The 24,170-nt window shown below is 59.6% G+C and carries 10 protein-coding genes; 8 read left to right on the forward strand and 2 right to left on the reverse strand.

Annotation, left to right across the window (positions count from 1 at the left end):
- From S6FBBBH3_RS06200 to S6FBBBH3_RS06215, 3 genes are all read left to right on the forward strand, one after another.
- Complete coding sequence (locus S6FBBBH3_RS06200; RefSeq protein WP_120176923.1) at positions 1–1,098, forward strand: threonine synthase; 1,098 nt, start codon at positions 1–3, stop codon at positions 1,096–1,098.
- Positions 1,099–1,599: 501 nt separating this feature from the next.
- A complete protein-coding gene (locus S6FBBBH3_RS06210; RefSeq protein WP_170143848.1) occupies positions 1,600–2,499 on the forward strand; it encodes a universal stress protein in 900 nt (299 codons plus the stop codon).
- 244 nt (positions 2,500–2,743) lie between these two features.
- Positions 2,744–3,043 (forward strand): H-NS histone family protein, encoded by a 300-nt coding sequence (locus S6FBBBH3_RS06215; protein ID WP_120176926.1) that lies wholly within the window; start codon positions 2,744–2,746, stop codon positions 3,041–3,043.
- 155 nt (positions 3,044–3,198) lie between these two features.
- Here the strand turns inward: S6FBBBH3_RS06215 and S6FBBBH3_RS06220 are convergent, their stop codons facing one another.
- Complete coding sequence (locus S6FBBBH3_RS06220) at positions 3,199–3,486, reverse strand: hypothetical protein (protein WP_120176927.1); 288 nt, start codon at positions 3,484–3,486, stop codon at positions 3,199–3,201.
- A 124-nt stretch (positions 3,487–3,610) separates the two neighbouring features.
- Positions 3,611–5,071, reverse strand: coding sequence for an FAD-dependent oxidoreductase (locus tag S6FBBBH3_RS06225; protein WP_232008740.1), 1,461 nt, complete (start codon positions 5,069–5,071; stop codon positions 3,611–3,613).
- A gap of 545 nt (positions 5,072–5,616) precedes the next feature.
- Here S6FBBBH3_RS06225 and S6FBBBH3_RS06230 point away from each other — a divergent pair.
- The 5 genes from S6FBBBH3_RS06230 to S6FBBBH3_RS06250 all read left to right on the forward strand — a co-directional run bounded on the left by S6FBBBH3_RS06230 (position 5,617) and on the right by S6FBBBH3_RS06250 (position 24,162).
- Positions 5,617–7,290: an AAA family ATPase gene (locus tag S6FBBBH3_RS06230; RefSeq protein ID WP_120176928.1), complete on the forward strand. Its 1,674-nt coding sequence runs from the start codon at positions 5,617–5,619 to the stop codon at positions 7,288–7,290.
- A gap of 141 nt (positions 7,291–7,431) precedes the next feature.
- Complete coding sequence (locus S6FBBBH3_RS06235) at positions 7,432–8,355, forward strand: DNA adenine methylase (protein ID WP_197714292.1); 924 nt, start codon at positions 7,432–7,434, stop codon at positions 8,353–8,355.
- A 366-nt stretch (positions 8,356–8,721) separates the two neighbouring features.
- A complete protein-coding gene (locus S6FBBBH3_RS06240) occupies positions 8,722–11,751 on the forward strand; it encodes an SNF2-related protein (RefSeq protein ID WP_120176929.1) in 3,030 nt (1,009 codons plus the stop codon).
- 15 nt (positions 11,752–11,766) lie between these two features.
- A complete protein-coding gene (locus S6FBBBH3_RS06245) occupies positions 11,767–16,950 on the forward strand; it encodes a hypothetical protein (protein WP_120176930.1) in 5,184 nt (1,727 codons plus the stop codon).
- A gap of 204 nt (positions 16,951–17,154) precedes the next feature.
- Entirely contained in the window at positions 17,155–24,162 is a 7,008-nt protein-coding gene (locus S6FBBBH3_RS06250) for a DEAD/DEAH box helicase (RefSeq protein ID WP_120176931.1), read from the forward strand.
- The last annotated feature ends 8 nt before the right edge of the window (positions 24,163–24,170 follow it).

A 24,170-nucleotide genomic window follows, 5' to 3' on the forward strand; every position in this document is an offset into this window, starting at 1 on the left:
ATGCTTCACTACGTTTGCACCGCTTGCGGGAAGCGCACGCCCGCGACAACTCATGCCCCCGTCTGCGAATGCGGGGGGCTTTTTGAACTCGACTTCACGCCCCCGGCGTGGGACGCGGCCCGGATCGACCGCTCGGAATGGAGTCAGTTCCGCTACCGCGACTTCATGGCGCTCGAAGGCGACACGTGGCGCTCCGTCACGCTCGGCGAAGGCATGACCCCGATCGTGCGCTTTGACGACGATGTCCTCTTCAAGATGGACTACACGATGCCAACCTTGTCCTTCAAGGACCGCGGGGCCGCGACCCTCGTCGCGCACGCGAAGTCGATCGGGGTTGAGCGCTGCGTGCAGGATTCGAGCGGCAACGCCGGGAACTCGGTTGCCGCCTACTGCGCCCGCGCGGGGATCGCCTGCGAAATCTACGTGCCCGAAGGAACGAGCCCGAAGAAGATCACCATGATCGAATCGCACGGCGCGAAAGTGCACGTCGTCCCCGGAAGCCGCGACCATTGCGCCGACGTCTGCCGCGCCCGCGTGAAGGAGGAGGGGGTCTACTACATGAATCACGTCTACAATCCCTTCTTCTACGAAGGGATGAAGGCGTACGTCTACGAAACCTTCGAGCAACTCGGTCGGATTCCCGCCAACATCGTGGTTCCGGTCGGAAACGGGACGCTTTTCATCGGCGTCATCAAGGCCCTCGAACACCTCCAGGCATCGGGCGCGATCGACGCGTTCCCGAACGTGATCGCGCTTCAGAGCGAACTCTGCGATCCGCTCCTTCGTGCGCGCGAAGCGGGCGAGCACGTGCCCGCCCGCGTGTCGCCGCAGCCCACGATGGCCGAGGGCATCGCGATCGGCGTTCCGATGCGCGGTCGGGAGCTTCTTGACATGATCTACCGCCACAACGTGAAGGTCGTCTCCGCTCCCGAAGAGAAGATCCTCGAAGCACGTCACGCCATCGCCCGTCGCGGGATCTACTGCGAACACACGACGGCCGCGAACTACGCCGCGTATCTCCACTACTGCGAACTCTACGGTCGCACGCCCGACACGCTCATTACGATGTGCGGTGCGGGGATCAAGTCGGACCATTGAGTGCGTACGGAGCGCGGCGACCGCCGGGACGATCGCACTTAACCGTCGCACCTGACCGTCGCACCTGACGATCGGATGTGACGGTCGCTCGGAGCTCACGCGTGTCAACGAACGGGGAGGGAGGCTGCGGTCTCCCTCTCGCGCTTTCGGGGCTCGGTCGAGTTTTCCGAATTTTCCGAATTTTCCCCGAACGTTCTTTCCGATTTGCGAGTCGCGTTCGAAAGTCGGTTTTTCGATTCTCGCGCTCGGCCGTTCGACCGTTCCTCGGTTTTTTCGAGGAATAGGGGATTCCGATCGGTCCGATCGAGCGGCAATTCCCGGAAAGAATCCGATACTCGGGAAGTTCCCCTAGTCGGACATTTGAATACAAACACTTCTTTGCGAATTCGCAGAAGGTCTTGCGAAAATTCCCCGCAAAACGATTCCCGACTCGGTCGCGCGGTGCGAGAATGGAAGAAAGGGCGGCGTCTTTCGACGCCGATGACAACCAGGAGGTCGCATATGCGCATTCTTGTTCCGGTCGACGGCAGCGACCAAAGCCGTCATGTCATTCACTATCTCGGTGCGCTCCAACGTCTCCGTGCGGGCGAATCTCCCGAGATCGAACTCGTCAACGTCCAGTACGAACCGACGCCCGGTCTGGCGCGCGTCTTCGGCGAAAGCGCCGTGAAGGCCGCGTACGAAGAAGAGGGTCAAAAGGTCTTCGAAGCGCTTCGCAACACGGTCGAAGCCGCGGAACTCACCGTGAAGACGAAGGTCGCTTTCGGCGACACGGGTCCCGCTCTTGCCAAAGAAGCCGAACGGTTCGGCGCGGACTTGATCGTCATGGGCTCGCGCGGACTCAATCCCGTCAAAGGCTTCTTCCTCGGGTCCTTCACGAATGCCGTCCTCTCGCAGGTGAAGACTCCGGTCCTTCTCGTTCGCAAGCACACGAACGTCGAAAAGCCCGCGCTTCGCATCGGCGTTTGCATCGACGGTTCGGTCTACGGCGAAGCCGCGGTCGAGCACATTCTCAAGAACCACGGTGTTGCGGGGAACGACGTTCGGTACGAACTCATCCACGTGACGGAGCCCTTCTACATCATCACCGACTCGTCCCCCGACATCACGGACGAAATCGGCTCCACCTCGTACGCGAAGGCCTACGAGGAATTGGCCGAGAAGCGCTTCCACGAGGCGGTGGATCCGATCGCCGCAAAGTTCAAGGCGGCGGGCCTTGCGGTCGACTGCGTGCACCTTACGGGGTCGGTGGCCGAAGAGCTCGTCGACTATTCGAAGAACCTCGACCTCCTCGTGATGGGCTCCCACGGGCGCGGCAACTTCACGGCGGCCGTTCTCGGGTCCGTGGCGATGCACGTCGCGGCGGAAACGGATCTTCCGATCCTTGTCATTCGTCGTTGATGTCGACCCCATTGAGGCGATGGAAACGATTGAAACGATGGAGACGAATCGGGGTCGATTTCAGGGAATTCCGATTCGTCTCTTCGAATCTCGGGTGCCCGAAGCATCGTTCCAAAAAAACGATCAAAAAATACTTTCCTTTTTTGACGGACTTCTGCGACAATATCGGAACCGCGAGGAATGCCTCGATAATCCCGATCGAGATCGGTCGGAAATTACAAAATAATTACCACAAGGTGAAGCTATGAAAGTCGAACTCAAAACCGAACTTGACGAGATCCAGAAGGCCGAGCAGCAACTCGCTCAGCGCAAGAACGCCGTGCGCAGTGCCGGTATCGCCGAATGCCGCAAGCTCATCAAAATGCTCGATCTGACGCCGGCCGATATCTTCGGCGAAACCGTGGCCCCCGAAAAAGCGAAGCGCGAACGCGTCGTCTACGTTAATCCCGACGATCCCTCGCAGACCTGCTCGAACTTCGGCCGCAAGCCCGATTGGTTCAAGAAGCTCCGGGCCGAAGGTCGCGAAATTCCGCGTCTTCAGTAAGAAATGTTGAAGGAATCGGAATCCTCGGGCTTTGTTCCAAGCCACCTTCCGATTCTCCTTCGCCCTTTTCCCGGGCTTACGCCCGGGAATCCGCTCCCGCCCGACGGATGATGCGCATCGTCGGGCGGGAGTTTCGTTTTCCGGGCACTCCGGGATCACCTCATAGGCCGAGTCAAGATCCTGAAGCACGGCAACTCAAGCCGCGCCAGGCGGCAGATCTCTTTTTGCTCGGCCTCCATCTCATCGAAGAAGCGATCGCAGTTTTCGTCGTTGGCCATGTCCGCGTCGAGGAGACGGTCGTACGCCTTCGTCCACCGTTCGCATCGTTCGACGAGTTCCTGCGAAAGCGGAAGGTCTTCGTGCTCGATGAATTCGCCGATCGAATTGGTGAAGGCCGGCATGCTGTAGTCGACGTCGACGTAGAGAAAAGGCTGACGTTTCACGGGACGGTCCTCGAAGAATCCCCGCTCGTGAACGCAACCTGCGCAGCCTGTGCAGCCTCTGCGACATCGAGCGGGGAGGAAAAAGGGCGATGCGACGCGTCAACGACGCATCTTCGCCCGACCATCATAGCTTCTTCGCGGCCGATTCACCCGCTATGCGTCCGAACGTGAAGACGTCCGCGAGGGCGTTCCCGCCCACGCGGTTCGTACCGTGGATGCCGCCCGTCACTTCGCCCGCGGCGTAGAGTCCGGGGATCGCCTTCCCGCGACGGTCGACGACGCGGGCCTTGGTGTCGATCCGAACGCCGCCCATCGTGTGGTGGCGCGCCATTACGATGCGCACGGCGTAGAAGGGCGGCTCGGCAATCGCGTGAACGAGCATGTCTTCGTGACGTCCGAAGGAATCCTTCTTCGTTTCGACTGCCCTGTTGTAGTCGTCGAGCGTCGCCTTGAGCGCGTCCGCAGGAACGCCCATGGCGCGCGCAATCTCTTCGACGGTATTGCCGACGTAGAGCGCTCCCGCTTTGCGGGCGGCCTCGTGTTGGGCCTCGGTCGAATTCTTGTCCATCGCAAAGCCCGCCCGGTCGACGAGCGTGAAGGCTTCCATCTTCGTTTGAGCGAGCACCGCGTCGCGCAGTATGTCACGGCGCGAATCTTCGGCAACGAACCGTTTCCCCTCGTGGTTGATGAAGAGGAACCGGTCGACGTGGGAAATGAGCGAGGGCTGCGACTTCACGTCCTTGGGCGTCCCCGGGACACACTGGATGTAGTCGAGCCCCGTCGTGTCGGCGCCGATGTCGACCATGGCGACGAGCACTTCGCCCGTTGCGCCCGGCTGATTGGTCGTGCCGAGTTTTTCAAGGCGCGGGTCGTGCAGGCCGCACATCGCGGCGTTGGCGGAAAAGCCCCCCGCGGCCGATACGACGCCCGACTTCGCTTCGATCGCGAACTTCTTCCCCTTGATTTCAACCTCCACGCCCGTCACGCGCCCTTCGAGCGGGGACTCGCGAAAGATCCGCGTCACCTTTGCGCCGTAGCGAATATCGACGCCGACCCGCTTCGCCTCTTCGGCAAGCGCCTTGATGTAACCCTCGCCCTTCGGTTCGATCGGGTTGCGGCAGCGCGGATAGAGACCGCCGTAGATCTGGTAGATGTGGTCTCGGAAGTTGACACCGAGTTTTTTGAGCCATGCGACCGATTCGGGGGCGCCCTTCGTGAGGACCTCGACCAACGCCGGGTCGGCGCGGTAGTCGCCCGCGGCAAGCGTCTGCTCGGCGTGGAGTTCGGGCGAATCTTTGATCCCTGCCTTTTCGTAATCCGCTTTGACGGCGGCATTCATGCCGCCCCCGGCGATCAGCGTGTTGCCGCCCGCGAAGGCCATCTTTTCGAGGAGCAGGGTCTTCGCGCCGGCACCTCGGGCGACGATCGCCGCGGAAAGTCCCGCGCCGCCCGCACCGATCACGACGACCTCGAACGATTCGTCCCACTGGGCGGGCTTCGCGCAGAGGTCTTCGGCGCGCTCCGCGCCCGCAAACGTTGCTGTACTCGCTACGGCGCCTGCAATGAAGTGACGACGATTGAGCATGTTGATCCTCCTTTCCACGAAGGACGGAGCGGCATGCCGGAAGGTCGAACGACGCAGGATGGAAACCGGAAGACACCGAAAGCCGTTCAAAAACGGTCCGCGAATGTTCCGGAGCTCGCACCGCAGGTCTCGGGCCGCGGTATCCGCTCGCATCCGCTGATTTCATTGTCGATCGGGCCGGGCGGGGCGAAAAGGGAGGGAACCCTTACGGGGTCGGAACGAACGGGCAAGGCCTGGCGGGAGCGCACGCAGGTCGATGCGTAACTCCCCGTCCGATCCGTCGGCTCGAGCGGGGAGGGCGATGTCCTGCCCCGGTGCGCTGCTTCGTGAAGATGCTCGCAATGGCGTTGTCGACTGCGAGTTCTCTGCCGCGGACGCCCCTGGGAGGGGGCCCCGACGTTCCGCGCGCGTTCGTGCATACTGCTTGATGTCCTGTGGCCCTGACGGACCTTGATGAAGCGGCGCACGCGGTGACAACCGTTGCCGTTACGCACAAGGCACCCGTTCGGTGCGCACCGGATGTATACAATAAGGTTCACTCAGATATGAAGCAATTTGTTCTAAAAAGAGTCATATTCGAAGAGAATTCGTGGAGGAAATTGTCAAAGATTGAAATCCCTATTGCGGCTCGATTAACCGTAATTGCCGGTCACAATGGGATCGGAAAATCGTCCGTCTTGGGTTTTATTGCAAATGCAAGCGGGGTAAGAACTGTCGATGGCTTTCCCGAAAAGAGCTACTTCGGGACGGAATTTCGATCGGTCTTTGAAGAGCAGTTTCGTCTTGCACCTGCCGACATTTCTGCCGGTTTGAAAGAAAGAGGAAAAATTCTCCTGGATTATGAATGTCAAGGGGAAATAGTTGTAAAGCAGTGCAATATTGGTACGACTAAGAAGGCCAACGGAGATGTCAGATACAGAGTAGTACCGCGAACGAAAAAAGACGGAGGTACGGCCCTCAGTTTGGGTGTTAAGGATGACGGGAAAATCCCTATGCCTACACTATTTGTCAGTGCTGCAAGGCTATGGCCTATCGGAGAAAGCGCCAAAGTCGAAGTTTGTAAATCTACCCTAGATCCGGCAGATGTGGAATTCATGATTCGCTTCCACAACCAAATCATTCCCGGAGAAGCAGCATCGGCAGAACAAGCGGGTATGTCTGCTCATGAAGTTGATATTGGGTTGTCGGAAGGTCGCACTATGCGGACTCAACACCCAAACTACCACTATGAGCCCACAACTATTTCGCTTGGTCAAGGAGCCCTTTCCTCAATTGCAACTGCATTGGCATCATTTAGGAAAATTAAACGAATTCTTGGTCGAGAGTATCCCGGTGGAATATTGGTAATAGATGAAATTGAGGCTGGACTTCATCCGCGTGCGCAGAATAAGCTACTGGATAAATTATTATCCCTTGGAAAGGAGCTTAGGCTCCAAATTATTGTGACTACTCATTCCTTGGTTTTTCTTGATTCGATTTATCAAAGAACCATTGGAAAAGAAGCAATCGATCGAATTGTTTATTTAATGGATACCAAAAAGCCGTGCGTTAAGGATCTAACGATAGATGAAATTCGCGAAGAGATGCTTTTGAGCAAGACAGCATTTGAGCGGCGCAAAAAATCAACAGTAACCATATATACGGAAGATGATGAAGGGCTAACAATTTTGCGCAGGATCATCCGGAAAACGGATCTTGCTGAGCATGAGAAAACAAAAGGTTTCTCAATAAGAAAGGTGGCCATATCTATTGGATGCAACCAAATGATAAAAATGGCGAAGAATAAGGATTTGTGGCACTTCAGTCGTTATTCTGTTTGTGTATTTGATGCTGATGTGGAAGGTAAAAGTATCGAAACATTAGAGAACTGCGTTCGTTTACCGACCGAGGCGGGATTGAAGCGAAGTCCGGAGGAAGAGATTTTTGCGTTTTTGCAAAAGGCACAACGCGATGTCGATGGAGATACCTTGGCTCGGAGAGAGTTGAGCGAAGCTTCAATATCATGGGACTGGATCGAGGCGCATCTGAACTTAATGAATATTGAAAGCGTCAAGCAAACAAAAAAGCGAGATGCCATGAAGAAGTGGTTTAGAGGGATAAACAAGGAAAGGATGAATAAAATTATTGATGTGTGGATCGATGTGAATATGGATCAAGTTCGAAAATTTGCGGAGAACTATAAGCGAGCGCTTCAGTTCGTCAAGGCTCAATACGAGTGATCGTGCCGTGATGGCTGCTCACGGTAAGGCACAACATGCTTTTTCCGTTGGACGACCGGTCGCCACATCACGCAATAGAGTTGCATTCTGTCGTTAAAAATGTTAAAATATCTACCATTTTGGCTGGAAGGGGGGATTTGAGTGTTGAATCCATCACCTTTGCGTTATCCCGGCGGGAAAAATCGGTTGACAGATTTTGTCCGTTTAACAATACAAAACTTTAATATTGAGAAGTGCACGTATGTCGAACCTTTCGCAGGGGGGGCAGGGGTTGCGCTGTCGTTGTTGTTGAACAATGATGTTGATCGTATTGTCATCAACGATTACGATAAGGCCATTTATTCTTTTTGGCGAGCTGTCAAACATGAGCCTGAGGCTCTGATTGATCTCATCGAAAAAACTCCGGTTTCAATCTCTGAATGGTATCGTCAGAAAGAAATATATCTTTCTGCAAAGTATTATTCGCTCGAACTGGCCTTCGCTGCTTTGTTCCTTAACCGAACCAATCGATCAGGAATTTTGAACGCCGGACCTATCGGCGGCTACGCCCAGGCCGGAGAGTGGAAACTGGATGTTAGGTTTAACAAAGCATCACTCATCGAGAAGATAAGAGCCATTGCTGAACAAAGGAGCAGAATTTCCGTATATAACAAGGATATTGTTAGCTTCCTGGAAAATTATTCTTCGAAACTCGGCAGTGGTCTGTTTTTCTACTTTGATCCCCCTTATTTTAATAAAGGGCAAAGGCTTTATAAGAACTTCTTTACTCCGAAAGATCATCAGAAAATTCATGACGTCATTTTTCAGCGAGTGGATTCTCCTTGGTTGATTACGTATGATGATGTTCCTGAAATTGCTGAAATTTATTCCGGACACGAAATCCGCCGTTTTGATTTAACATATAGTGCTGCGAATAAGGGGACTGCCTCGGAGTTGATGATATTTTCAGACATCAGCTGCTGTCCGACTCAACGTCAGCTTCAGGAGAATAAGATCAAAATCAACTTGAGGGATTGTGACGTTTTGACCGAATGTAAATCCGGGCATATTCTTGAGGTTGGTTAAAAATGTGTTTTGCGAGAAACATAGGTGCTTCCTATTATCTGGTGAGTCTTGATTCCTAGCGATGTATCGGGACGGTACAGATGCATAGAACAGGCCAAAACGTGAAAGCTCGATAGTCGGCTGTTGCTTCAAGCTGACTATCGAGCTTTATTTTTGCAAGCAAAGCATTTCTGTATTAAAGGATGTATTCAGCGGGTAACCTGATAGGGCAGAGCGCTGAAAATACACGATTCTTCTACGGATTCACTTTTTTGAGCGGGACGTAGTTTCTTTGGATTTAAGGTGCCGAGCATGATTTGTCGGTAAAATCCGTTCACACCTCCGCCCGGGAACAGTCCCTCGGGCGCGCCGCAAAAGGAAAAGAAGATGGAGAACAAATTCGCCGCCGGGATGCGCGTCGTCGTCCGAGACGCCGAGTGGCTCGTCAAGCGCGTCGAGCGCGCCAAGGGGAAGGGCCCCGAAGGTCTCGTGGAACTCACCTGCACGGGGATTTCCAACATCGTGCGCGGTCAGGAGCGCAAATTCCTCGTCGAGTACGAAGACGGCGTCACGATCCTGCGCCCCGAGGAAACGAACCTCGTGGCGGACACGTCGCAGCGCTTCGTGAAGTCGAAGCTCTTCATCGAGTCGCTCCTGAGGCGCACGCCCCCGACGGACGCCAAGGTGCACGTCGCACAGAAGGCCGCGATGGACGTCCTTCCCTATCAGTTGAAGCCCGCCGTCGAAGCGCTCTCCGCCACGCGTCCCCGCATCCTGATCGCCGACGCGGTCGGTATCGGCAAAACGCTCGAAGCGGGGATTCTCGTCACCGAATTGATCGCGCGCGGTCGCGGGAAGCGAATTCTCGTTCTTACTGTCAAGGCGATGCTCGAGCAGTTTCAGAAGGAATTCTGGAACCGTTTCTCGATTCCGCTGACGCGCCTTGACAGCGACGGCCTGCAGCGCCTCATGACGCGCATTCCGAGCGGGCACAACCCGTTCCTCTACGTCGACCGCTCGATCGTCTCGATCGATACGTTGAAGCAAAGCTCCCAGTACCGCACGTTCCTGGAAGAAGCGTACTGGGACATCATCCTGATCGACGAGGCGCACAACGTCGCCGAACGCGGCTCGATGAGTCAGCGCGCGCAACTGGCGCGCCTCCTCTCGCAGCGCTCCGACGCCCTCATCATGCTTTCGGCCACGCCCCACGACGGGCGCCCCGAGAGCTTCGCGAGTCTGATCGACATGCTAGACCCGACGGTGCTCCCCGATCGGAAGAACTACGAAGCGAAGGACTTCATGGGGAAGGGCCTCGTCGTTCGACGATTCAAAAAGGACATTCGCGGCGAAGCCTCGAAGGAATTCCCCGAGCGCTCGATCGAAACGATCCGCGTCGCAGCGAATGCCGAGGAAAACGCGGTCTACAAGAAGCTTGCGACGTTGGAATTCAAACATATCGACGCGAAGCATCAAAAGGGGAGCGAGCTCTTCCGCACGACCCTCACGAAGGCGCTCTTTTCGAGCCCCGCGGCCTGCATTTCGACCGTCAAGAACCGCTTGAAGAAGCTCGAAGCGTTGGCCGGCAACGAAAACGCGCAGAACGACGTTGACGTCCTCAAGGGGTTCCTCGCGGACCTCGAAACGCTTGTCGACAAGGCGAAGTTCTCGAAGTATCTGGCGCTCGTCGACCTTCTCACGGGAGGAACCGCCTTCGAGTCGTCCTTCGGCTGGACGAAGGCGGCCGACGACCGACTTGTCGTTTTCACGGAAAGCCGTCAGACGCTCGATTTCCTTGCCAAAAACCTCCCGAAGGACGTGGGTTTGAAGGCCGAGCAGGTGGTGGTTCTGAAGGGGGACGACAGCGACAAGGACCTCATGGACGCCGTTGAGAAATTCAACCGCGCCGAAAACCCCGTGCGTCTCATGCTCGCAACCGACGTCGCGAGCGAAGGCTTGAATCTCCACCGACTCTGCCACCGTCTCGTTCACTTCGACATTCCGTGGTCGCTCATGACCTTCCAGCAGCGCAACGGCCGCGTGGACCGCTACGGTCAGACGAAGCAGCCCCTCATCCGGTACCTCCAAACGGTCGCGACCGAAGAAGAGAACGCCAAACTCTTCGGCGACGCGCGCGTCCTGGAGCTCCTTGTCGAAAAGGACGAAAACGCGAGCAGGACGATTGCCGACCCGCGCGAATTCGCAGGGACCAAAGAAGAGCAGGAAGCCCACACGGCGGCCGTCATGCAAAATGAAGCCGAGGAGGCGCCTGCGCCGACCTACAACATCAACGACCCGCTCTCCTACCTGATGTTGGGCGACGCGGGGTACCTGAAGGCGTCGGAAGAGGGCGAGAACGCCGCTGCCCCCGCGGTGCTTCCGGCAACCGGTTTCCTGGACTTTGCGAATGTTCCGGGCATTGCGCCGGGTCTCGGTCTCGGGAACGAAACGGACGTTGCCGAGCGGTCGCTTCTTTTCCCCTCGGACTACGACTTCCTCAAGTCGGGCCTGAGCCTGCGCCGTACGGTCGACGAGGGCGCGGGTCGCATCAAGACGGACGCGACCTTCGCGGACGACCGTCGAACGATCGAATTGATGCCGCCCGCGGACTTGGACGTGCGCCTCACGTATCTGCCGCGCGAAGTGCTCCCCGAAGACCGGCGCTTCCGTTTGACGGACGACGCCGAGCGCATTCAGAAGTCGATTCGCGACGCCGCGTCGAATCCCAATTCCTCCTGGCCCGCGTTGCAGCTCCTCTGGGAGATGCATCCCGTCATTCAGTGGGTGGAAGACTGGGCGATCGGAGCGTTCGGTCGTCATGCGGCGCCGATCCTGAATCTCGAAGACCGCTTTGACGACGACGAAGTGTGGATCCTCATGCAAGGGGGGTATCCGAATCTGCGCGGCTACACGCCGGTGCACGACTGGTCGTGCGTGCGGGTGACGGCCAAGGGGGCCGAGCTTCTCCCCCGACGGGATCTCATGAGTCGGCTTGAGCTCTCTCGCCCCTTCGTGAACACGGGGAAGGTGCCGGATGCGGAACCCCTGCGGGCCTTGCTCCCGCAGGCGGTCGAACTGATGCGCGCTCACCTCGTCGGAAAGCGAGTCGAATTCGAAGAGACGCAAAAGCCGCTCCTCGACAAAAAGATTGCCGAACTCAACGCGATGCGCGATCGGCAGTTGTCGCTCTTCGAGGAGTCCGACCTCGAGCAGAAAGACGGAAGCAAGGCCGCACCCAAGCCCTTAAGCCGGGCCGAGGAGAAGCGCCGTCAGCGACGCAACTATATCGAAGGTGTCTTCAAACAGGCCGAAGACTACGCACACGGCGTTCACACGTTGGACGCCGAACCCTATATCCAGGTGACCGCCGTCATTACGGGTCGCCTTACGGGCGCCCCCTTGGGCGCGCGCCATTGACGGACGGAGACCGCCATGGAATGGAACGGTATTGAGAACGAACACGAGTTTTACAGCGCCTACTTCTTCTCGGAAAGCTTGGGCTCGACCCTGAAAGCGAAGCTCGACGCGTGGAAGGAGGAAGAGTCGAAGGCGGCGGAAAGCGCCGCGAAGGCGGAAGAGGGCGGAAAGGCGAAGCGCCTTCTTGCTCCCGGTCACGCGTTGAGGCTCGAAGCGCGTCAGCGCCTCGCGGAATTCGAAGAAATCCGCGCCGAAGCGGACCCGATCGAGCGACTGAATGCCGCCCGCAAGACGATTCGCGGGATGATGGAGGCGTTGCGCATTCCGGCGTTTGAATCGGTGGAAACCGTGCGCCCCATGGGGGACGATCGGATGCCGTTGCCGCTTCTCGGCGCTTTCGGGCATAAGACCGCGGACGGCACCGCGGGCGACCCCGTCCTTTGGGTGCTCGATGCGACGGAAGGTGTCCTGAAGGGGGACGAGGACGATAAAGACCCCCTGGCGATGCACGTCGATCTCAGGCAGTTCAATGAACTCCCGGAACTCACGGCGAAAGCGAAGGAAAACTTCGCGGACGACTGGGGGAAGCTCGTCGCGAACGTCGTTTTCCAAGCGGAGCGCCCGCCCCGTTGGGTGATTCTTGCCGCGCCCGAAACCTGGGTGCTCGTCGACCGCACGAAGTACGGGCGTCGCGCCGTGCTGCGCTTCAATTGGAAGGACCTCTTCGTGCGTCGCGAAGCGTCCGTCCTGGATGTGTGCGGGGCGCTCCTTTGCTCCGAATCGATGACCTCCGTCGAAGGGTCGGTGCTCCTTGACGACGTTGACGAAACGGCCCACAAGGAAGCGTACGGCGTTTCGGAATCGTTGAAGAAGTCGCTTCGCGAAGCGATCGAACTCCTCGGGAACGAAGCCGCGCGGCAGATCGTCGCGAAGCGCCGTGCGCGCGGTGAGGGCATTTGGAGCGACGAATCGCTTGCCGCGAACCTCACGGTCGAGTGCCTGCGCTACATGTACCGCATTCTCTTCCTCCTCTTCGTTGAGTCGCGAAAGGAGCTGAAGTACGCCCCGGTCGACAATCTCGCGTACCGAAGCGGCTACTCGTTCGAGTCGCTGCGCGACCTGGAGCTCGTACCCCTTGTGACCGACGAAGATCGGGAAGGGCGGTTCCTGCACGACTCCATCACGAAGCTCGTTTCTTTCTACGCGGAGGGGACGACCGAAAAGGCCCCTTCGCTTGAAACGAAGAAGGGAGAGAAGAAGGCGGCCGAACCCGGTACCAACTTCACGGCCGAGGCCTTTCTGATCGAGCCCCTGCGCGGGACGCTCTTCGATATGAGCCGCACGCCCCTTTTGAACCGCGTCGTTTTCCCGAACGCCGTGCTTCAGAAGGTGATCCGTCTCATGAGCCTTTCGCGCGGTGAAAAACGCGCCCGAACGGGGCGCATTTCCTACGCGCACCTCGGCATCAACCAGTTGGGGGCGGTCTACGAAGCGCTCCTTTCCTACCGCGGGTTCTTTGCGAAGGAAGACCTCTACGAGGTGCACCCCGCGGGCGAAGCCGTGAACCAATTCGAGGCGGGGTACTTCGTGACTGCGTCCGAGCTCGATCACTACAACGACGACGAAAAGGTCTACGTCACGACCCCTGAAGGGGAAAAGAAGTTGAAGGTCTATCCGAAGGAAACCTTCATCTACCGCCTGACGGGGCGCGACCGCGAAAAGTCCGCCTCCTACTACACGCCCGAACTCCTCACGCAGTGCGTCGTCAAGTACACGATCGCCGAGTACGTGAAGACGGTGCTCGAGAAGCTCCCCGACGACAAGGCGCGCGCGGAGAAGATCCTGTCGCTCAAGATCTGCGAACCGGCCATGGGGTCGGCCGCCTTCTTGAACGAAGCCGTGAACCAGTTGGCGGTTCTCTACATGGATTACGCCCAGAAAGCCGCGAACGAGCGCCTCTCGCAAGAGACCTACTCGGCGGAACTTCAGCGCGTCAAGATGTTCATGGCCGACAACTGCGTCTTCGGCGTCGACTTGAACCCCGTCGCGGTCGAGCTCGCCGAAGTGTCCTTGTGGCTGAACGCCCTTTCTTCGGACCGGTTCGTGCCGTGGTTCAACCTGCAGCTCAAGTCGGGGAACTCCTTGATCGGCTGCCGCCGGCGCGTCTTCACCAAGGACGACGTGAGCTCCGGCGCGTGGAGGGAGAAGGGGCCCGTGGACATCGGCTCGAAGACCCTCGGGGCGAATCAGATCTGGCAGTTCCTCCTGCCCGACCCCGGCATGGCCGCCTACGACGACAAGGACGTGAAGGCGATCTACCGGGCGAAGTTCGATACGCTCTCGAAGAATCGTCGTGCATTCATCTCGAAGCGCTTCAAAGAAGAAGAGCTCGTGGAGCTCCTCGCACTCTCCGACAAGGCCGAAAAGCTCTGGGACTCGCTCGCAAAGAAGCTTCGCAAGCTCCGTGCCGATACGACGGATCCGTACGACATTTACGGTCACAAGGCGCCGCGCACTGGGAAAGAGCTCTCGTACGAGGAGAAGAATGCACTCGTCTTGGCGACCATACGCGGGGACGGCACGGCAGGGAGCGGCGAAGCGCTGCGCCTCAAGATGGCGATGGACTACTGGTGCGCGCTCTGGTTCTGGCCGATCGAGAAGGCCGAGATCTTCCCGACGCGCGAGGAATTCTTGTTCGACATGGGGAACATCCTTTCGAGCGAAGTGCTCGGGACGAACGAGCCTTCGTACGCTCAGGGTCTCTGGGGTGAAAAAAAGGAAAGTGTTGCGGAGGACGGTTACGGGCGCGTGAACGTCGACCGTATCGTCGTGGAAGGCACCGCTCTCGCCGTCGCTTGCGACGTGGCGAAGCGCTACCGCTTCTTCCACTGGCCCCTGGAGTTTGCGGACGTTTTCCTGCCCGAAGAGAACAAGGAGGCCGGGTTCGATCTCACGTTCGGGAATCCGCCGTGGATGCGGCCTCAGTGGAATTCGAGGCTTGTGGTGGGCGACTATCTCCCCTACGTCTACTTCCGTCAGGAAAGTTCGTCGACAATCCGCTCGATGCTCCTTGAAAAAGACCAATCGAACCGTACGCTTCTTGAACGTCTGCCGGAGTTGGAGCACCGCTGGCTCAGCGAATATGAAGAGTGCGCAGGTTCGCAAAACTTCTTGGGGTCGGCGTCGATCTATCCCGAAGCCAAGGGGGGAGCAGTCAATCTCTTCAAGCTCTTCTTGCCCCTGAGTTGGGCCAATGCCGCGCCTGAGGGCGTGCAGGGCTTCCTGCATCCGCCGACGAACTTTACGGAGACGAACGGGAAGAGTCTCCGAAAAGCTTCGTATACCCGTTTGCATTTTGCGGCGCAATTTGACAACGTATTGAAGCTGTTTGCCGATGTTAATAATCACACCAGCTATCTGGTCGCGGTTTATGGCCCGGCAACGACGGACATTGATGCAACGGCCATCATGAATGTATACCACCCGAAGACGATCGACGAATCATTCCGGGATCTCGGCACCGAGATCAAGGAAGGAACGAAGACGACAAAGGGTGATTGGAACCTGAAGGGGGCCAAGGGGCGCCTCCTTCATCTCAACGGCGAAACGCTCAAAGAGATTGCACGCGTCTTTTCGGATGATCCGGAGGCACCCGTATTGCCGACCATTCACACTGAATCGATGCTTAGGATCTTGGAAAAGTTTGGTTGTCTCGGGCGGCGAATTTCCTCGCTGGGTGAGAGCTATGCAATTTCCAATATGTGGAACGAAACGACGTCTCGCAAGGACGGTACGATTGTCGAGTTCCCCAAACTTGAAACCCGAACGCCCGAGACGGAACCGATCCTCAACGGACCGCACATTCATCTAGGAAATCCCTTCTTTAAGTCGCCCGATAACCCGTGTATCAGTAATAAGGCCTGGTCACCGATCGACCTTACGGCCATTTCCATGGACTACCTGCCGCGCGTGAAATACGAACGGCTCTGTGATGAAGACGAATACGCTCGGCGTCAGCAAAAGTTCCCGGATAAGGACACTGCTTTCGACGAACATTGGCGATTGGCCTATCGTGAGATGGTGGGGACGGATTCGGAGCGCACCTTGACGGGGGCCATTGTCCCTCCCGGGGTGGCCTGTGTTAACACGGTGAATATGTTGTCGACGTCCGATCGTACGGAACTGCTGTCGCTCGCCTCGAGTTTCGTTTCGTTGCCCATGGATGCATATGTGCGTCAGTTGGGGAAGGGGCATCTCTTGCCGGCGCTCATGAGCGGACTTCCTTTGCTTCATTACGGGGCCCGTCAAGATGCCGCATTCGCCCGCGTCCTTGCGCTCAATTGCCTGACGGATCCTTATTCCGAGCTTTGGCAAGATCACTTCCGCGAAACCTTCACGTCGCTCGAATGGACACAAACCCGGCCGGGCGTGGAGAATGCGTTCTGGGCGAACCTTACGTCTGACCTCAAGCGTGAATGCGGTCTGCGCAACGACCTGGAGCGTCGTCAGGCTCTGCTCGAACTCGACGTGCTGACGGCTCAGGTGATGGGATTGACTCTCGACGAGCTCCTCGCGCTCTATCGTATGCAGTTTGCGGTGATGCGCGGCTATGAACGCGACACGTGGTACGACCAGAAGGGGCGAATTGTGTTCACACCCAACGGGAACGGTCTGCGCGGCGTGGGGCTTCCCCGCAAGGCGCGTGCTTCGGACGCAAAGGACGGGATTTACTACGCGAAGAACCTCAAACCCGTCGATGCGCGAGGGCTCGGCTTCGAAGACGTACACGATATGAAGGAAGGTGAGTTCGTGACGAAAACCTTCCTCGACGCGTCGCTCACGGACGAACCCGTCGAGCGCACGATCCGCTACGAGGCGCCTTTCTTCAAGGTCGACCGCGAAGCGGATTACCGGATTGCCTGGGCTTACTTCGAAGAGAAGTACGGTACGGTCGACGCGGCCGTGCTTCAGGCCTATACGCCCGAACCTTCGGCTCAACCCGAATCCTCGTCCGAAGAGGATGCCAAGGTTGAAAAGGCCTCCAAGACAACCAAGGCTTCGAAGGGGAAGGACAAAGCGAAGTCCGCCTCCAAGTCGACCTCGAAAGCGAAATCGACGAAAAAGAAGGCCGAGACCGTTGCGGCCGCCCTGTCGGAGCAGGAGGCGAAGGAGGAGCCCGTCCAAGGAACGCTCTTTTGATCCCCCTTGAACCCGCGGAACGTGCCCGCTTCGCCCTCAAGGAAAGGGAAAGCTGAAAAACCGCCCTGGCCGAATCCCGAGAGTCAACCAGTCGCCCCGACCCCGACGCTCGGGATTCGCTATCCTTCCCATTCATAAAGCCCGCTCGGACCGAACAAATTCGGTCCGAGCGTTGCGGCTCAACCGACCACCGGACGCCCGAACATGCTCCCGACCCTCACTTCCCGTGACATCGAAGAAGGTATACGTTCCTTCGTCAAGAACGAATTTCCCATCGCGACGACCGCTTTCCGCCCGAACGGGCAGTCGATCGTCGAAGCGTTTCTCGATAAGAGCGAAAACCTCGTCAAGGGCCCGTGGCTTGAAATCCGGCGCCCCTTCCGCAAGTGCGACGCAAAGCTCCCCGAGTTTCTTCCGGAATTTGCGGGGGAGCTGCGCGTTCTGGAGAATTTCGAGCCGCACCGCCATCAGGCGCGCGCCTTCGAGCGGCTCCTTTATCCGAATCCCAAGTCGACCATCGTCGCGACGGGGACGGGCTCGGGGAAGACGGAGTGCTTCATGCTCCCGATTCTCGACGCCGTGCTGCGGATGAAAAAGGACGGGATCGAAGGGATCAAGGCCCTCGTCATCTATCCCATGAACGCGCTCGCGACCGACCAGGCGAAGCGCTTCGCGGAACTCTGCGACGCGGTGAAAAAGGTCGAGGGCCCTCAAATCACGGTGGGTCTTTACACGGGCGCGCCCGGGTTCGAGTCGAGAACGATGGGTGAGTGCTCCTCCATCACGGACCGCGACACGCTCCGGCGCAATCCGCCCGATATTCTCCTCACGAACTACAAGATGCTCGACTACCTCCTTCTGAGAGAGGAGGATAGGTCGCTCTGGGAAAAGACCTCGGGGCGCTCGCTTCGCTACCTCGTCGTCGACGAACTCCACACGTTCGACGGCGCCCAGGGGACGGACCTCGCGTGTCTCGTGCGACGCCTTCGCGACCGACTCGACTTGGGCGAGGGCCTGGCCTGCGTCGGCACGTCCGCGACGCTCGGGGGCGGCGACGGGTTGGAGCGCTTGCAAGCGTACGCGTCGGACGTGTTCGGCGCCGACTTCTCGTCCGTTGAGAGCGTCGTTACGGAAGATCGTCTCGGCACCGAAGAGTATCTCGAGAGTTTCGGCGAACCGCAGTGGGCGGGCGACTGGCCTTCGACCTTCGAAGCGAAGCGCCTGGCAACGAAGGGAGCCTCGAATTCCGTCGAAATCTTCCTTGCGGATTCGATCCGCACGTGGTTGGGGCAGATCGTGCGTCTGCGCCCGGGCGAGGTCGACGATTGGAGGGAAGCCGCTCTCATGTTGGGGCGGATGCTTCCGCACCATCCGGCGTTCCGTCGTCTGATGTCGGAAGCCAACGGCATCGTTCACCTCGAAACCCTGGCCGAAAGCTGGCGCCATGACGTGCCCGCCTTCCGGGCGCTAACGGTCGAAGAAACGATGCTCATGATCCGGAGCTTCGTCGCGCTCGTATCGATGGCGCGCACTGAGCGCTCGGACGGCAAGCTCGTTCCCTTCCTCACGGTGCGGGTGCAGCTCTGGGTGCGTGAATTGGCGAACATGCTCGCGACGGTCGAAGCGGAACCGAAACTCATTCCGATGGCGGACGTCAAGACCGAGCGGCCCCTGGCGCTCCCGCTAGTGACGTGTCGCGCCTGCAACGCGACCGCCTGGGGTGCGGTCGTGGCGGACGGCTCCCTCACGGGCGGCGCCCGGGGGTTCTACCGCGCGTGGTTCTCGCGCAAGGACCCGAACGCGAAGCTTCTTTACCCCGTGGTGAAGGACGAATTCCAAAAGGCGCGTGCCGAGCGTCCGGGCGAACTCATGCGGCTTTGCACGAAGCATTCGACCCTCACCTGGGTGCACGACACGAACCCCGACGCGGTCTACGACCGCCACTGTCCCGTCTGCCAAACCGAGCACGACCCGATCATCGTGCGCGTTCCGAAGATTCATACGAGCGGCTCGAACGAAGACGGGCGCTACGTGCGTCTGCAGACGAGCTGCGCCCTCTGCGGGTCGCTCAACTCCATGCGCATTTTGGGTGCGCGCTCCGTGACGCTCTCCTCGGCCGTGACCGGGCACCTCCATTCGAGCGACGCGAACGACGACCACAAGCTCATCAACTTCACCGACTCCGTTCAGGACGCGGCGCACCGCGCGGGCTTCATGGAAGCGCGCAGCTACATGTTCGCTTTGCGTCAGGCGGTGGCGGGCCTCATGCGCGATCCGGAAGGCGGGAAGCTCGACTTCGAAAGCTTTCTCGCCACGATCGGCGACTTTTGGTTGGAGCGCACGGGCGCCGTGAGCGCTCTGAAGACCTCCCCCTCGGCCGCACTGCAAGAAGCGGCCGAACGGATCGCGGTCGCGCGTTTCGTCTCGACTTTCATCCCCTCGGGCATGCTCTGGCGCCGTCCCTGGACGGAATTCCGCTCGGGCATCGCGCAGTACTACCAGGACAATCACGGAAAGACCAAGGACCCGACGGTTGCGCTCGAAAACCTGCTCGCACGCATTCCGGACCTGAAGAACGACGAGGGCAAATCCACCCCCTGGGCGTACCTCTACCGCGACGTCGCACAGCGCCTGCGGTGGGAGGCGTTCGTGGAAATGACGATGCGCGTGCACTCGGGCCGTACGGTCGAGGCGCTCGGAATCGGCACGATCTCGCCCGATACGTACTGCATCGAAAGCGCCGCGGACAAGCTTTTCCGGACGCTCTCCGAAACGGTCGGAGGGCTGCGGGACGTGCCGATCGAGCAGTTCCTGCTTTTCGTCGAAGGGTTCTTGATGCACGAGAAGCTGCGCGGGGCCTTCGACATGCGACTTTCCCACGGCTCCGAAGGGCGGGACGACTTCCGGCGCTTCGTCGTGTCGGGGGATCAGTTCTGGTTCGCGATGAGCCGCTACCTTCCCACCTACGGGCCGAACTTCCGTCCGCCCGCTCCCTTGGTCCTTCGCAATCCCGCGGCTCAGGCGCTGCCGTACTTCGACGCCGTGCTTCCGAAGGACTCGAGAAAGGAAAACTGGTACACGCTCTGGCTCACGAAGTGTTTCGGGGACGGGCTCGACGTCGTTGCGGCCCGGGAAGAAATCTACACGACGCTTCTTTCGGCCTTGACCGACGCGGGGGCGCTCACGAGCCTTTCCATGTCGGAGAAGGCGGGGTCGATTCCGGTCTACCTCATGACGCCGCGCTCTTGGAGCGTGACGCGCGCCCTGAAGCGCGCCGTGTGTCCGCGTTGCGGTCGCTCGCACGTGATCGACGCCGCGCGCGCCGACGCGTGGCGCACCATGCCCTGCCTCTCGCAAGGGTGTATGTCAAAGGAACACGCGATCGAAACGATCGCCCCCGACAACGCCACGTACCGCGGGACCCCGTTGCGCGTCACGGCGCGCGAGCACACGGGGAATCTCGACCACAAAGAGCGCGGTCGCATTGAAAGTAGCTTCATCGACGGGCGGGAACCCTGGGACGTGAATCTTCTCTGCGCGACCCCGACCCTCGAAATGGGTATCGACATCGGGGACCTGAGTACGGTGCTTTTGTCCTCCATGCCCCCGGGGCCCGCGAACTACGTGCAGCGTATCGGTCGAGCGGGGCGCCGCGACGGCAATGCCCTTGCGATGACGATCTGCGACACGAGCCTTCACGCGCAGTACTTCTGGGCCGATCCCGAGGAGATGCTCGAAGCCGAGGTGAATCCGCCGGGCGTCTTCCTGCACGCCCCTGCGGTCCTCGAACGTCAGCTCTTTGCCTTTGCGATCACGCGCTGGATGGGAGCGGTGGACGGCGCTTCTGTTCCCGACGAAATCGGGGAGGTCCTTCGCAAATTCGAAGCGGCGAAAGACGCGGGGTACACCTCCGCGCAGTTCCCCTTCGGGTTGCTCGACTTCGTAAAGGAAAACGCGGAGGGGCTTTTGGCCGACTTCGCGGGGCTCTTCGTTGTGCCCGGCACCGATCGGACGATCTTCACGCCCGAAGAGCGCCGGCGCCTGTTGGGGTTCCTGATCGATACGTCGGAGGATACGCCGTCCGTCAAGACGCGCCTTCTCGGAAAGTTGAAGCGGCTCGTGGCCGAGCGGACCTCCTACGAAAAGAAGCGCGACGGCTACAAGTCGACCCTTCAGCGCCTCAAGAAGGGGCCGATCGACGAACACACGCAGCGCACGATCGAAGAGCTCCAGCTCAATATCGATGCGCTCCAGACGCTCTGCCGCGACGAATTCCGTACGAAAAAGACCTTGAACGTTCTCACGGACGAGGGGATTCTGCCGAACTATGCCTTCCCCGAAGAGGGGATCGGGTTGGACGGGCTCGTCATGCAAATTCGCGATCGACGTGCGCCCGACCACACGGGCCGCGAAGCGGTGCTTGCCGCCGAACGCGCAAGCGCCGCCGAGGACGGAAACGACACGTTGGAGGGGCTCGACCTTCCCGATTCCGCTTCCGAGAAGGGCGAGAAGGCCGATAAATCCGACAAGTCTGAAGCCGCCGAAAAGGTTGAGACCAAGGAAACGGCCGCTCCCGAATCTGCCGCCAAGAAGACCCGCAAAAAGAAGGACGGCGTCTACAAGCGCTTCAACTTCCGCCGTGCGGCGTCGACGGGTCTTTTCGAGCTCGCGCCCGGAAACAGCTACTACGCGAACGAATTCGTCCTTCACATCGACCAGGTCGACCTCGCGGACGACAAGGTCGCGTGGTGGCGGTTCTGTCCCGTCTGCAACCATTCCGCGATCGATCGACCGGAAGAGACGGGGTCGGCGTGCCCGCGCTGCGGCGCACCCGCCTGGCAGGAAGTGGGGCAGCGTCGTCCCGTGCTTCAGCTTCGCAACGTCTACGCCTACGCCGACATCAAGAGCGATCGCATTTCGGACGACCGAGAAGACCGCGTGCACGTCGATCAGAGTCGCATGAAGTTGGTCGACATCGATCCGCGCGTGGAGCGTCGGAGTTTCGTGCTGCCCGAAAGCAACGGGTTCGGGTTCGAATACGTCCCGTCCGCCACCTTCCGCGACTTCAATTTCGGTAAGAGCGGCACGGGGATGTCGGAGCCCTTCGAAGTCGCATCGCAGTCGCTCGACGCCCCGGGCTTTGCCGTCTGCAAGCACTGCGGTCGCGTGAAAAAAGAAGTGCGCCGCAACGCGCAGGGGAAGGAATATTCGTACGGGCGCGAGCAACACGACTTTTCGTGCCCCGTGACGAAAGACCCCTCGAAGGAAGACTGGATCGAAGGGCTTGTCCTCTCGCGCTCCTTCAAGAGCGAAATCCTGCGCGTTCGCGTCCCTCAGGGGATCCTCACCGAAACCCACACCCCCGCGACCGTGACGGCGTCGCTCGTCGCCGCCCTGCGTCTGGGGTTGCGGCGCTACTTCCACGGCTCGGTCGATCACCTCCGGGTGATGCCCATGGTCGAGCCCGCGGAAGGCGGGCGCAAGCGCGTCCACTACATCGTGGTCTACGACACGGTGCCGGGCGGCACGGGCTACCTGAAGGAGCTTCTTGCCGACGAAAAGAACATGATCGAAGTCTTCCGCACGGCGCTCACTGCACTCACCGACTGCCCGTGCGGCGAAGATCCCGATTCGGACGGCTGCTACCGCTGCGTCTACGCGCACGGGGATTCGTCGCAGCGGCGCGAGATTTCGCGCGCCTGCGCGATCGAAATCGTGACCGACATCCTCGCGAAAGCCAAAGACCTCAAGCCGGGTTCGATCGACACGACGGGGGGCGTCGACCCCATGGAGAGCATCCTCGAGCGCAACTTCGTCGTGGCGCTTCGCAAGGCCGCGGAAGTCGAATGCGTGAAGCGCATTCCCACCGGCGCGGGCCTTTTCCACTACCTCGTGCAGATGCGCTCGGGACTTCTTTGGCGACTCGAACTTCAGGAAGACATGAAGGGCGAACGCCCCTCGCGTCCCGACTTCGTCTTCCGCCCCTTGCGCGAAAGCGAACGTCGGCCCGACCGGACGATGGCGGTCTTTACGGACGGCTGGACCTACCACAGCGACATCCTGGCCGACGACTGTGCGAAGCGTCAGAGCATTCTCAACCAAGGCATGCGCTGCTGGACCCTCTATTGGGACGACGTGACGGCGCGTGCCGAGGCGGACGGGACCGAGATCGATCACCGGGGGCTTCCCCCCTTGGTTCGGGCGGCGCCGCCCGCTCCGATTTATCCGCAGTGGCGTACGGCCGTCAAGGGGCTCACCGGGACGGAGCCTCCGGAGTGGGACACGGTGGTGAAGCGTTGGATTCTCAACGTCGAATCGTTCGGTCGACTCCTCGTCTGGCTCTCGAACCCCGAGGAGGCCGAAGGCTGTGCGCTCGCCGCTGCCTTTGCGGGGATCTTCGGGATTCAAGCGCAACTCGGGGCAAAGCTCGGGGTGCGCGCGCAGCATGCGACGGCGTTGCTCGTCGACGCGAAGGCGATCGAACCGGGCGAGGTCTGGCTCGAAGGGCCGCTCGAAACGCCTGCCGATACGCCCTTGCGCCGCGAATACCGTTGTTCGACCGGCCTCAACGCCGCGATTCTCTTTGCCGAGGGTGAAGCCCTGAAGGGGATTTTGAACACCCGCGTTTCGGCCCCCTTGGAAGCGAGCATGCGCGCCTTCTGGTCGGAGGCCGCGTCGCTGCAGTTTACGAACGAACTCGTTCTCATGCCGACCCTTCCCGAAACGCGCGACGAGACGGGAGCAAGCGTCTTCGAGCGGCTTAGCGCCGTGTCGCCCTGGGCGCAGGCGTTCGATCGACTCCGGGAAGCGCGCGAACGGGCGGCGAACGCAACCCCGACGGTCGCTTCCGCCGAGGACGCCAAGGCGACCGATGCGGGTGCGACCGATGCGAACGGCGCGAATGCAGCCGCCTGGGCGTCGGTATCGGAACTTCTCCCCGAAGAGCTTCTGCCCCTCGCGCAAGCCCTTCAAAAGGCGGGCGTTGCGATCGACGAAAACGACGCGGGCGTCGACCTCGTGGATCCCGCCCGCGGCGAAGTGTTCGCGACGGCGGAGCTTTACTGGAAGGAGGCCGCGCTTGCGGTGGTGCTCGAAGGTGCGGACGCACCCCTCGAACACCGCACGGCGGGCATCCGATGCGTGAACGGTTCGGCCCCCGTCGAGGAGGTGCTCGAACGCCTGCTTGCGCACCCGGGGCTTCCGATCGCGTAACGGAAGAA

Origin of the sequence: Sutterella megalosphaeroides (genome assembly GCF_003609995.1) — a bacterium.
Lineage (GTDB): Bacteria > Pseudomonadota > Gammaproteobacteria > Burkholderiales > Burkholderiaceae_F > Sutterella > Sutterella megalosphaeroides.

What these genes read in the sequence shown, in the direction of transcription:
- S6FBBBH3_RS06200 (WP_120176923.1), top strand. Translation starts at nt 1, where the DNA reads ATGCTTCACTACGTTTGCACCGCTTGCGGGAAGCGCACGCCCGCGACA.
- S6FBBBH3_RS06210 (WP_170143848.1), top strand. Translation starts at nt 1,600, where the DNA reads ATGCGCATTCTTGTTCCGGTCGACGGCAGCGACCAAAGCCGTCATGTC.
- S6FBBBH3_RS06215 (WP_120176926.1), top strand. Translation starts at nt 2,744, where the DNA reads ATGAAAGTCGAACTCAAAACCGAACTTGACGAGATCCAGAAGGCCGAG.
- S6FBBBH3_RS06225 (WP_232008740.1), bottom strand. Translation starts at nt 5,071, where the DNA reads ATGCTCAATCGTCGTCACTTCATTGCAGGCGCCGTAGCGAGTACAGCA.
- S6FBBBH3_RS06230 (WP_120176928.1), top strand. Translation starts at nt 5,617, where the DNA reads ATGAAGCAATTTGTTCTAAAAAGAGTCATATTCGAAGAGAATTCGTGG.
- S6FBBBH3_RS06240 (WP_120176929.1), top strand. Translation starts at nt 8,722, where the DNA reads ATGGAGAACAAATTCGCCGCCGGGATGCGCGTCGTCGTCCGAGACGCC.
- S6FBBBH3_RS06245 (WP_120176930.1), top strand. Translation starts at nt 11,767, where the DNA reads ATGGAATGGAACGGTATTGAGAACGAACACGAGTTTTACAGCGCCTAC.
- S6FBBBH3_RS06250 (WP_120176931.1), top strand. Translation starts at nt 17,155, where the DNA reads ATGCTCCCGACCCTCACTTCCCGTGACATCGAAGAAGGTATACGTTCC.